The organism is Enterobacter cloacae complex sp. 677-3DZ2D5B (genome assembly GCF_004136695.1).
GTDB lineage: Bacteria > Pseudomonadota > Gammaproteobacteria > Enterobacterales > Enterobacteriaceae > Enterobacter > Enterobacter hormaechei_C.
Map to the genome: position 1 here is coordinate 1 of NZ_QFLS01000005.1, position 12,093 is coordinate 12,093.

At 47.3% G+C, this 12,093-nt stretch carries 11 protein-coding genes and 1 other annotated feature; of the genes, 3 read left to right on the forward strand and 8 right to left on the reverse strand.

The window, feature by feature from the left end; translation table 11 throughout:
• Positions 1-113 precede the first annotated feature (113 nt).
• The 4 genes from dacD to DD597_RS07305 form a co-directional block, all read right to left on the reverse strand.
• The gene (gene dacD / locus DD597_RS07295) at positions 114-1,286 is read right to left on the reverse strand and encodes a serine-type D-Ala-D-Ala carboxypeptidase DacD (RefSeq protein WP_047740833.1); all 1,173 of its coding nucleotides are present in this window, start codon (positions 1,284-1,286) and stop codon (positions 114-116) included.
• A gap of 889 nt (positions 1,287-2,175) precedes the next feature.
• Positions 2,176-3,261, reverse strand: a complete 1,086-nt coding sequence (locus DD597_RS07300) for a hypothetical protein (RefSeq protein WP_129256057.1) — start codon at positions 3,259-3,261, stop codon at positions 2,176-2,178.
• Between the two features lie 15 nt (positions 3,262-3,276).
• Positions 3,277-3,693: a hypothetical protein gene (locus DD597_RS25000; RefSeq protein WP_219822831.1), complete on the reverse strand. Its 417-nt coding sequence runs from the start codon at positions 3,691-3,693 to the stop codon at positions 3,277-3,279.
• Positions 3,694-3,712: 19 nt separating this feature from the next.
• Positions 3,713-4,702, reverse strand: a complete 990-nt coding sequence (locus DD597_RS07305; RefSeq protein WP_219822832.1) for an MBOAT family protein — start codon at positions 4,700-4,702, stop codon at positions 3,713-3,715.
• Between the two features lie 1,147 nt (positions 4,703-5,849).
• On the opposite strand from DD597_RS07305, the gene sbcB reads away from it, so the two are divergent.
• Complete coding sequence (gene sbcB, locus DD597_RS07310) at positions 5,850-7,274, forward strand: exodeoxyribonuclease I (RefSeq protein WP_126297258.1); 1,425 nt, start codon at positions 5,850-5,852, stop codon at positions 7,272-7,274.
• A gap of 122 nt (positions 7,275-7,396) precedes the next feature.
• Here sbcB and plaP read toward each other — a convergent pair whose 3' ends face one another.
• The 4 genes from plaP to DD597_RS07330 all read right to left on the reverse strand — a co-directional run bounded on the left by plaP (position 7,397) and on the right by DD597_RS07330 (position 10,822).
• A complete protein-coding gene (gene plaP, locus DD597_RS07315; RefSeq protein ID WP_003859499.1) occupies positions 7,397-8,755 on the reverse strand; it encodes a putrescine/proton symporter PlaP in 1,359 nt (452 codons plus the stop codon).
• Positions 8,745-8,807: a membrane protein YoeI gene (gene yoeI / locus DD597_RS07320; RefSeq protein ID WP_099458931.1), complete on the reverse strand. Its 63-nt coding sequence runs from the start codon at positions 8,805-8,807 to the stop codon at positions 8,745-8,747. The genes plaP and yoeI overlap by 11 nt, the downstream gene beginning before the upstream one ends.
• Positions 8,808-9,026: 219 nt before the next feature.
• Positions 9,027-9,956 carry a LysR substrate-binding domain-containing protein gene (locus DD597_RS07325; protein WP_003859497.1) on the reverse strand — a complete coding sequence of 310 codons (930 nt, stop codon included), beginning with the start codon at positions 9,954-9,956 and terminating at the stop codon, positions 9,027-9,029.
• Positions 9,957-9,997: 41 nt separating this feature from the next.
• Positions 9,998-10,822, reverse strand: coding sequence for an SDR family oxidoreductase (locus DD597_RS07330; protein WP_058648556.1), 825 nt, complete (start codon positions 10,820-10,822; stop codon positions 9,998-10,000).
• A gap of 172 nt (positions 10,823-10,994) precedes the next feature.
• Between DD597_RS07330 and hisL the strand changes: the two genes are divergently transcribed.
• Both hisL and hisG read left to right on the forward strand, forming a co-directional pair.
• Complete coding sequence (gene hisL, locus DD597_RS07335) at positions 10,995-11,045, forward strand: his operon leader peptide (protein ID WP_099516347.1); 51 nt, start codon at positions 10,995-10,997, stop codon at positions 11,043-11,045.
• Positions 11,021-11,144, forward strand: a sequence feature (His leader region). Its footprint overlaps the gene before it by 25 nt.
• A 45-nt stretch (positions 11,145-11,189) precedes the next feature.
• Entirely contained in the window at positions 11,190-12,089 is a 900-nt protein-coding gene (gene hisG, locus DD597_RS07340) for an ATP phosphoribosyltransferase (RefSeq protein ID WP_003859492.1), read from the forward strand.
• Positions 12,090-12,093 lie beyond the last annotated feature (4 nt).

Genomic DNA, 12,093 nt, shown 5'->3' on the forward strand with positions numbered 1-12,093 from the left:
CAACAAGGGAAGACCCATATATATACACTGTAAAGCAGAATCGAGATTATCGGCAATCCAGGAGTGTTTATTATGTGAGCAGACTCGCAACACTGCCAGTCTGCCCGAAAAGGTCAGAGTTTATGATGCAGATAATCGCCAAGACGGGAGAAAAGCCCACCCTTTTCAACGCTTTCCAGCGTAACCAATGGCCAGTGCGCGACCACCTTGTCACGATCGTACAGCTGGATCTCCCCTACCCGCTGATGCGCGGCGATCGGCGCTTCCAGCTCTTTTTTATCCATCACGTATTTCGCCTTGATGTTCGGCACTTCCGATTTGGGTAATGCCAGCCAGAAGTCCTGATCCGTGCCCAGCGCGATCTGCTCTTTATCGCCGTACCAGATGCGCTCGGTTCCCACTTTTTTACCGTTATGCAGGATCTGCACCGTATCAAAATTTTGCTGTCCCCAGTGCAGCAGCTTGCGCGCCTGATCTTCACGTCCTTTCGGGCTGTCTGCCCCCATCACCACCGCAATCAGTCGACGCTGACCGTCCACCGCTGAGGCAATCAGGTTAAAGCCCGCGCCCGAGGTGTGTCCCGTTTTCAGGCCATCCACGTTCATGGTCTTATCCCACAGCAGGCCGTTGCGGTTCTGCTGGGTGATGCCGTTCCAGGTCAGGCTCTTCTCGCTGTACATGTGGTAGAACTCAGGCTCGCCGTGAATGATGGCCCGGGAAAGCACGGCGAGATCGTAGGCGGAGCTGTGCTGACCCGGTGCATCCAGCCCGTGTACGGTTTCGAAGTGGGTATCGCGCAGGTTCAGTTTTTCAACATAGTCATTCATCATCCTGACGAACTGCGGCTGACCGCCCGCCACGTGATCCGCCAGCGCCACGCAGGCATCATTGCCGGAATCAACAATCAGGCCGCGGCTGAGATCGCGCACGGAAACCCGATCGCCCTCCTTCAGAAACATCAGCGACGAACCGTCAAAGACCGGATTGCCTTTTGCCCAGGCGTCACGTCCGACCGTCACAATGTCATCGGGGCTGATGCGGTGGCTATCAATGGCGCGATCGACAACGTACCCCGTCATAAGTTTGGTCAGGCTCGCCGGATTGCGCTGCTGATGTTCGTTGCCCGCCGTTAAGATTTGACCCGTGGTGTAATCCATCAATACCCAGGAGCCAGCCTGGATGGCAGGCGGCTGAGGTGAAAAATCCAGCGGCTCGGCAGCCAGCGCGGATGAAATACTCGAAGCGAGTAAAGAAACAGCAATAAACAGACGGCGTTTCAACGGTATATCCTCAGGTCAGTAAAAATCGATGACCTTTTTACGGGAGTTCTGATGTCGTTACCTGTCTTAATTGCAAAAAAATGTGACAGAACGCAGATTTTTTCGGAACAAATCTCGCAAATTTCTTGCCTGACGGTGCTTTTTGTTCGGACTGCTCACCCCAATCGTTTACCATAGAGACGTCAACTTTTAACAGGATGAGATTACTGGAATAAACACCAGGGATTTATTCCATGCCTTGTTGATTTCCCCCTACTTCATTCATTACAATAAGGTGGTGGATAATTGTGTATCGTTGTAAGAAACCTCTTTTAAACGCTCAATAAATCGGTTCTGGGTTAGCTTTCCTGGTTTTAGTTATCGTTCTACCTGAGAAAAAAGTCAAAAATTATTGATTTCATATTACTATTGTTATTCAGACGTCCAGTTAATTTCAAAATACTTGTTCAACAACTCGTGTATTTAGTGAAAAAAATTAACTTTCCATATCGATTTTGGAACTTTCGATAAGGGCTATGGGAAAATACCACTCGAGATTTAATATCTTTAACCATTCGCCACAAGTGAAGGTTTTTTCAACTAATATTATTTGTTTTATTATCACTTCAGCTATTATGAAGCTGGATAACATTCCCCAAATGAAATAGCTTCATTCTGATATACCTGCCTCACCATAAACTTTACTTACGCTGCGTCCCAATTCGTGCACTTTCAAAACAATGCTCAAGGAGTGCATATACGGAAGTTTATTTTTACCTCGACAACCTGCGTCAAGGTTGAAATTATTATATTTGCTTAACAAACATGTTCACAGTCAGATTTATCAATATTTTTAAGCATACTCCCAACTTAAACTACATTAACAGACGCGGTTATCAAACGCATGGAAAAATATTTACAAAGACTTTCTATAAAATGCTGAAAAAGCATCTCTTTCAACTCCAGTTATAAACACATAATCAGGTCTAAAAGCTTTAACAAGATTTTTTATTGTTGAAGCATCAACTTTTCCATAATGAACCTGGAGCGTTTCCTTAAACGCCTGCACCATAAATGGAGACATCGCTGTGCCAAATGAATCACGTAACCATAGTACTTTTACATTATTTAACGCTCCATTTGAAATAAACAGCACTGGTGATGAAGGAGCGCCAATTTGTGAAAATTTTGATTTTGATATAAGCTTACCCGATTCAAAATCATACTTCTTTATAATTAAATTATCAATAGACTTATCTTTGTGCAAAACAACTTGATCCTCGATAAATTTATTAATACGAAGAAATGCAGCTAAGTCACCGGCCCGGCTATGTTTAAGATAGAAATCATTTTCGGTTGGTTCAGCATGAAAATTAAGATCAGATCCATCAAGAGTTTTAACCAAAGCACTGAATGCAACTACCGCACCTAACTCATTCCAGTGAGTATCGGTATGGAAATACATTGGCATAATGAACTTTGATTTAGCAATTTTGAAAGCATCGTAGGTATTAACAAATAGAAGATTTTGCCCCGCAGTTAATGTTTTTAGTATTTTTTTATCACTTTGCCTATTCCAAGCGGGTGTTTTTTCACTATAAACACTGTCCTTATCGGGTCCAATTATAACTCTAAATTCCTTCACTCCGCATCGCTTAAAGAAATTATTCCACTCATACATATTGTTGTGAATTGCATTTATTGTTGAATTTATTTTATCGTCCACACCCCGGATTTTTGTCGTTATTGGGGATGATATGTCATCCCCCAAAAACAACCAACCGTCATGCCCTACAACCACCTTACCTGGGTCAGATGACATGCCAATTGCATATCCTGCATAACCGATAAATGACTCGATTATATCCAGATTATAGAGTTTTTTGAAGGTTTCCGGGAAAGATTTTGGCATAGCATTTCGCCCAAGCGTTAAATTAATTGCAGGAACGATCAATAGAGAAATAAAAACAATAACCACAAATACCCTCAGCCTACATTTCATTCATAACCACCATCTTTAAAAATTAAAATACAAGAAAACCGCACTAGTTGTGTGTAATGTCATATAAAGACCAAGCACTGTAACAAAAGCTGTTTTCATTACTGTATGGTAGCCCAAGCGCGAAGATGTAAACATTTCGATGGAGTTTTTTCTAGATATAATAAAGAAACCAAATAATATTGCCATCATTTGTGTCACATATGCGGCAACCCCCAGAGGCACAAAATCTGCCATATTATCTGCGAGGACTCCTAACGCGGAAAGGTTTTTAATCGGTATATCATTTATAGGGACAGAACTAATCGAATCAATATCAATCATGGCTTTCAAAATATTAATTGCGTCTTGTATCGATGATGCTCTAAAAAAAACCCATGCTGTATTAACGTACAAGAATGTAACTATCCATGCAAGAGGATTAGGCATGCTCATGCCTAATGTTTTCCAGGCTCTATGAATAGCCAAGGCGAGCCCATGTAAGGCCCCCCAAAACAAATGTTATGAAAAGATTGATGTAAACCCTGAAAGTGGGACATCTATTGCCGCCCAAGGGTATATAGAGATAATCTCTCAGGTAACGCCCCAAGGTAATATGCCAACGTCTCCAAAAATCCTTTATATCAAGAGCTTTATATGGAGAGTTAAAGTTTATAGGCAGCCATATATTAAACAAAAGTGCAGCTCCTACAGCCATATCACAGTAGCCGCTAAAATCAAAATATAGTTGAAATGTGTAAGATAAACTCGCTACCCATGCACTAATGAAGTTGTGTTCAAAACCTGGAGCAAAACCTATGTTGGCTGATATAGCAAAAGTATCAGCAATAATTGTTTTTTTAAAAAGGCCTACACCAAATATCATCACTCCCATTATAATATGTCTGTATCGTATGGCATAGGTCCATTTTGACTTAAACTGACTCATCATTTCTTTGTGATGCAATATCGGACCAGCAATCAGATGCGGAAAAAAAGTCACAAATAAAGTATAATTAATAATATCGAATTCTTTAACATAACCTTTATAGTTATCTACCAAGAAGGCTATTTGTGTAAAGGTATAGAAGCTAATTCCTATTGGCAATATTATCGACATAGTATGGAAATCGCTTCCTGATAAAGCGTTTATATTATCCAGGAAGAAATTCGCGTACTTATAATATCCAAGTATGGCTAGGTTACTAATCACACCTACACTTAAGAAAAACTTTTTAGCTCTCCCAGTTTTACTGGATATTAGGACGCCAACAGAATAATTAAATATAATAGATCCAACCATTAAAGGGAGGTATTCTAAGCTCCAATAACTATAAAAATAGAGACTTGCAAGAACAAGGCTAATTTTGGCCAATTTGTGCTTACGAGCCTTATTCAAAGAAAAATATATCAAGAACGTAACAGGAAGGAAAATGAATATAAATTCAGGAGAGCTAAAAATCATTTTATTTCCCAAGAAATTGTAATTTTTTTGAATATTAGCACTGCAATGCAGCATTTTCAATTTTTTATTAGTAGCCTATCAATACCGAACGACTCCGCCACCAAGCAAAACCAGCTATCCCTTTGATTTAAATCATTTATTATGATTAAAATTGACCAATAGGTTTTCTATTGCTCGCAACCAGATGCATGCTAGTAAAGCCAACACTTGTCGTCTTTACTCATTCTAACGGTCATGTCAATAATATAGATGCTCTGCATTATCTAACTTTGGGGTTAAAACATAACGCATTTTTCTCAAAATATAGTTATCATTTCTGAGCTTAATTTGACACTCACAAAAAGAAGCACATAAAACTAAGGCCATCTGAAATGTTTTTGGCTTTTCTTTGGGAAACCTAAATTTTTACAGGTTATAGAATCTATTTGGATAAAAACAACCCCTTTAATATCAACCGCTAAAATTCAGCCAATGAACTGGCGACTACAGATTGAAATAAGTTGAATTGCTAACGAAAGAAAGATACCGAAAAGAAGCGCTTACTTAGTAAGTAATTTTTACTGAGCTAGATTTTAACCATATTAACTTTATCAATATATCCTCCATTATTTTTCCGTCTTCCGGATATAGCTCTCGATAAAGGTTATTCCTGACTAAATTAGCGGATTATTAACCTTACCATTCAGGTTACATGCTTGATGCCCAGAAGTGCTGGAGTCAAGGCTTATGTAAAGTATAAAAGCCTGCGGGCTAAAAAATCGAACTCAGTATCGTAGCAACCAGCAAGCTTCAATGGCAATCTACAAAATACTAAATGATACAAGATTTAAACACCATGAATGTGTTATATGATAAAAAAAAGATAGAGCAAAAAATGCTAATATTAAATCCAGGAGCACAAGCAACCATATATCAGCTTAAATATAGTTTATTATGAACATATGCTTGTTATGGGTCGCTGGTATCATAAATAATTTTTATACATTTAAAAAAACATTTGGCATACAACTTTAAAAAATTATTAGCTGAACAATATTATACAGTTCAAAACTATCTCACGCTCAAGTAAAAGACCAAATGATAATGTCTTTTTTCTGGTAATCAGACGTTGTAAACTGTTGTAAATTAATGTGGACAAAAATAAGTTATGGCAGACACCGAAAAAAAACCAACCTTCCTGTTCCATGATTACGAAACCTTTGGCACCCATCCGGCGCTGGACCGACCGGCGCAGTTTGCGGCTATCCGAACCGATGACGAATTTAACGTCATCGGCGAACCCGAGGTGTTTTACTGTAAGCCCGCCGATGACTATCTGCCGCAGCCGGGCGCGGTGATGGTGACGGGCATCACGCCTCAGGAAGCGCGGGATAAAGGCGTTAGCGAAGCAGAATTTGCCCGTCGCATCCACGACCTGTTCACGGTGCCCAATACCTGCGTGGTGGGTTACAACAACATCCGTTTTGACGATGAAGTGACGCGCAATATCTTCTACCGCAACTTCTACGATCCGTACGCCTGGAGCTGGCAGAACCGTAATTCACGCTGGGATTTGCTGGATATCATGCGCGCCTGCTATGCGCTGCGCCCGGAGGGGATTAACTGGCCGGAGAACGACGACGGCTTGCCGAGCTTCAGGCTCGAGCACCTGACGCGGGCCAACGGCATTGAGCACAGCAATGCCCACGACGCGATGGCAGACGTTTACGCGACCATCGCAATGGCGAAACTTGTAAAAACCGCGCAGCCGCGCCTGTTTGAGTATCTGTTGAGCCATCGCAGCAAGCAAAAACTGATGACACTGATTGACGTGCCGCAGATGAAACCGCTGGTGCATATTTCAGGGATGTTCGGCGCGTGGCGCGGGAACACAAGCTGGGTGGCGCCGCTTGCCTGGCATCCGGACAACCGTAACGCCGTCATCATGGTGGATCTTGCCGGAGATATCTCCCCGCTGCTTGAGCTCGACAGCGACACCTTACGTGAACGGCTCTATACGCCGAAAGAGGCGCTGGGTGACCTGCCAGCCGTACCGGTAAAACTGGTGCACATTAATAAGTGCCCGGTGCTGGCGCAGGCCAACACGCTACGCCCGGAAGACGCCGACCGGCTGGGGATTAACCGTCAGCACTGCCTCGATAACCTGAAAGTGCTGCGCGACAACCCGCAGGTGCGCGAGAAAGTCGTCGCCATTTTTGCCGAAGCAGAGCCTTTCGTGCCGTCTGAGAATGTGGATGCGCAGCTTTATAACGGCTTCTTCAGCGATGCCGATCGCGCGGCGATGAATATCGTGCTGCAAACCGACCCGCGTAACCTGCCCGCGCTGGATATCACCTTCGCAGATAAGCGCATTGAGAAGCTGATGTTTAATTATCGCGCGCGTAACTATCCCGGCACGCTGGATGAAGCAGAGCAGGAACGCTGGTTACAGCATCGGCGCAACGTGTTTACGCCGGAGTTTCTTAATAGCTACGCCCAGGAGCTGGAGATGCTTTACGGTCAGTATGAAGGGAATGCTGAGAAGCAGGCGCTGCTGAAAGCGCTGTTCCAGTATGCGCAAGAGATTGTCTGAATAGCGGGTACAAAAAAGCCGGAGGCGATGTCTCCGGCTTTTTTTTGCCCGATGGCGCTTCGCTTACGCGGGCCTGCGGGGTATTTAGGTCGGGTAAGACGTAGCCGCCACCCGACGCAGTCTTACGCGACGTCTTCGTACTGAGGAACCGGGTTGCGGAAGCTCTTCGTCACACAGGCCAGGTAAACCAGGCCGATACCTGCCCAAATCAGGCCAAGCACCATTGAGCTCTCTTCCAGGTTAACCCACAGCGCGCCCACGGTCATAGCACCACACATCGGCAGGAACAGATACTGGAAGTGGTCTTTCAGCGTCTTGTTACGCTTTTCACGGATCCAGAACTGAGAGATCACCGACAGGTTAACAAAGGTAAACGCCACCAGCGCACCAAAGTTAATCAGCGCCGTTGCCATCACCAGGTCAAAGTTAATCGCCAGAAGCGCGATCGCACCGACCAGAATGATGTTCATCGCCGGGGTACGCCATGTTGGATGCACGTAGCCGAAGAAGCTTTTCGGGAATACGCCATCGCGGCCCATAACGTACATCAGACGCGCAACGCCTGCATGCGCGGCCATACCGGACGCCAGTACGGTGATGGTGGAGAAGATCAGCGCGCCGACCTGGAACGCTTTACCCGCCACATAGAGCATAATTTCCGGCTGAGAAGCATCCGGATCTTTGAAGCGAGAGATATCCGGGAAGTACAGCTGGAGGAAATAGGTCGAGAAAATAAAGATCAGGCCACCAATCAGCGCCGTCAGGAAGATTGCACGCGGAATTACGCGCTCTGCATCTTTCGTTTCTTCAGACAGGTTGCTGATACCATCAAAACCGGTAAAGGAGAAGCACAGAATCGTCGCCCCGGTAATCATCGGGATCACATGCGCATCACCAGACCAGAACGGCTTGCTGCTCGCCAGAGTGCCCGCGCCTTCACCGTGGAACACACCGTAAATCACCATGCCGAGGATCACGGCAATCAGTACAACCTGAAGCACAACGATAACGGAGTTAAAGTTGGCAACGGACTTGATGCTGCGAAGGTTGAAGGCCGTCATAAAGGCCACCAGCGCCACGACGAACATCCAGGATGGAATCGATGGCACCAGCGCTTCAAAATAAATTTTTGCCAGCAGAATGTTGATCATCGGCGCGAACAGATAGTCGAGCAGCGAAGACCAGCCCACCATAAAGCCCACCGTCGGGCTGATGGATTTCTGGGCATAGGTGTAGGCGGAACCGGCAGACGGATAACGGCGCACCAGTTTACCGTAGCTGAGCGCGGTAAAGAGGATCGCAATCAGTGCAAAGCCGTAAGCCGTCGGCACATGACCGTCCGTGAGGCCTGAAACGATACCGAATGTATCGAACAGCGTCATCGGTTGCATATAGGCAAGGCCCATCATGACAACCGGAATCAACGTAAGCGTTTTACGTAATTCCACGCGAGAGGTGTTTGGAGTTGCGTTATGCGACATAGTTATTCTCCTTTACGGTGATAACCGCCACGTAAGCGAAAAATTGCCCCATTTCTTTCTTCCTCAGCGACAACAACTGTCGGATTTTAGTAAGTATCTATCCGGTACGAAGCCCGGCCTCTTGGTTTTTAGTTTCGTTTCGTACATGCAAAAAAAAATAACCGACGCCTTTTATATCGTCGATTATTTATTTGTTTGCAGCGGCGGCATTTTGCCCTATTCAAGATACAAAAGGCAATACATTGAGAAACCTGCCCATAAAATAATTTTTCTAACTGGTTGATTTACCATCATCTGCCTGAGTGTAAACTGTCGCGATAGCACTATTTGCTAAAATTTCGTCTCGCCACCAGGCGCTGGCAAGCCCGGCGGTCTGTTCATTCCAGCCCACCCATACCGATTCGTTACTGCTCTGCGCTAAAACTTGTTTTTCCACCAGCGCTCCGCTGTCAATAAACCGCTGCGCTAAATAACGGGGAAGGTAACCGCACCCCAGGCCGCTTATTTGCAGCTCCAGCTTGGTTTTAAAATCAAAAACGGTGATGGCCTCCTGCTCATCCAGCATCTGCGATGAAATGCCGCACTCGGGGCGAGAACTGTCTCCAACCACAATGGCACGATAGTTTTTAATGACGCGTCGGGTAACCGGCTCCGGTTCATTCGCCAGCGGGTGATGAGGCGCAACGGCAAAAACCTGCTCCAGAACACCCAGCCGCGCAAAACCAAATTCGCTCAACTGGGGAGGCTCATGCAGCGCGCCAACGATGATATCCGCCCTGCCCTGCGTCAGGGCCTCCCAGGAACCGCCCAGCACGCCATTGATAAAAACCAGCCGGGTGACGCTGTGGCGCTGATAGAACGCCTCAATGAGCGGGGTAAGCAGGGAGAAAGGGAATGTATCATCAACCCCAATCACCAGCTCATTTTCCCAGCCCTGGTGAAGCTTAACGGCCTGTTTTTCCAGCTCGCGAACCGTATGCAGCACGTCACGCCCTTTTTCCAGCAGCATCTGCCCTGTACGGGTGAAACGCGCGCGATGCCCGGTGCGGTCAAGGATTTGGATATTAAGATCGCTCTCGAGCTTTTGCACGGTGTAGCTCAGAGCCGAAGGGGTTTTATAGAGCTTCGCCGAGGCGGCGGCAAAGCTCCCCTCTTTTTCCAGCGCATCCAGAATAACAAGAACATCCAGCAGCGGTTTCATCTTCGCCCCCTTGCGGTGTGCGATTGTCTCCGCCGGCGCAATTATTCCATGGGCATTACCAGCGGATCGGGATACTGATATTCAAATCCCAGTTCATGGCAAATACGATTGCCATCAATAATTTTGCCTTTGCGCTCCCCCTGCGCATCACTGAATACCGGAGGCGCCAGGCCAAGCTGGCGCGCCATCAGCGGATAAAAGGTGCTGCGCGGCGGATGCGAAGGCGCACATATATTATAGATGTGCCCCCCTTTCGGAGCCTGTAAAAGCAGTTCTATGGCGCCGATAACATCCTCAAGGTGCACAAGATTAACCCCGTGCTGGCCATCCGGCGCGGATTTACCGGCAAAGAAGCGCCCCGGATGACGCCCCGGCCCCACCAGCCCGGCCAGACGTAAGATATCCACCTGCGTGCCAGGCAGATTGTGCAGCCAGTCTTCCAGCTCTTTCAGTACCCGTCCGCTGGCGGTCACCGGACTGCGCTCGGTGTTTTCTTTCGCCGTACCGTCGATATCGCCATAGACGGAGGTGGAGCTGGTGAAAATGATGCGCGGGATATGGTGCGCCAGGGCGCTGTCGACAATCTCCTGCACCGCCTGCAAGTAAAACGTCTCGCCCGGGCCGCTGCGCCGCGCCGGTAAGGTAATGACCAGCGCGTCCACATTCATCAGTTCATCCAGCTCGTCGGTATCGCAGATAAGCTCGGGTTCGAGACGCAGCTCGACACCATCAATGCCGCACATGCGTGCCGCTTCAACCCCATCTCGGGTGGTCTTACTCCCTGTCACCTGCCAGCCTTTCGCGGCTAATGACATCGCCAGTGGCATTCCTAACCATCCTAACCCGACAATCGCGACCTTTTTCATTACATTCTCCGCTTAACGATGCCTGTTATAAGGCTACGCCAGCCTGGTGGAACGCACAATTCATACCATCAATATGAAATGAATTAATGATCAAAAAAAGCCCTTGCTTTATGGCGTACAACTGGTTTAGGTTAAAAGACATCAAATGCATAAGCATTCAACGAGAATTTATATGACACGCGTTCCTTTTAAAAACCACCATCATCACCATCATCCTGACTAGTCTTTCAGGCGATGTGTGCTGGAAGACGTTTGGATCTTCCAGTGGTGCATGAACGCATGAAAAAGCCCCCGGAAGATCTTCTTCCGGGGGCTTTTTTTTGGACCGCATTCAGACAGGTTAAAACAGGTTAACGAGGAACACAGAATGTTAGATAACTCACGTTTACGCATAGCTATTCAAAAATCAGGCCGTTTAAGCGACGATTCACGCGAACTGCTGGCCCGCTGCGGGATTAAAATCAACCTGCACACCCAGCGCCTCATCGCCCTGGCTGAAAATATGCCGATCGACATTCTGCGCGTACGTGATGACGATATCCCGGGCCTGGTGATGGATGGCGTCGTTGATCTCGGCATCATCGGCGAAAACGTACTGGAAGAAGAGTTGTTAACCCGCCGCGCGCAGGGCGAAGATCCGCGCTACTTTACCCTGCGTCGTCTGGACTTTGGCGGCTGCCGCCTGTCGCTGGCCACGCCGGTCGATGAAGCCTGGGACGGCCCGGCCGCGCTGAACGGCAAACGTATCGCCACCTCTTACCCTCACCTGCTGAAGCGTTACCTCGATCAAAAAGGCGTGCAGTTTAAATCCTGTCTGCTGAACGGCTCCGTTGAAGTGGCGCCGCGTGCGGGCCTGGCCGATGCCATCTGTGACCTCGTCTCCACCGGCGCCACGCTGGAAGCGAACGGCCTGCGCGAAGTGGAGGTGATCTACCGCTCCAAAGCGTGCCTTATCCAGCGCGACGGCGAGATGGCCGACGCCAAACAGCAGCTCATCGACAAACTGCTGACCCGCATTCAGGGCGTGATTCAGGCGCGTGAATCCAAATACATCATGATGCATGCGCCAACCGAGCGTCTGGAGGAAGTGATTGCCCTGCTGCCGGGCGCTGAGCGTCCAACCATTCTGCCGCTGGCGGGCGATCAGCAGCGCGTGGCGATGCACATGGTGAGCAGCGAAACCCTGTTCTGGGAAACCATGGAAAAACTTAAGGCGCTGGGCGCAAGCTCCATTCTGGTGCTGCCAATTGAGAAGATGATGGAGTAACGAC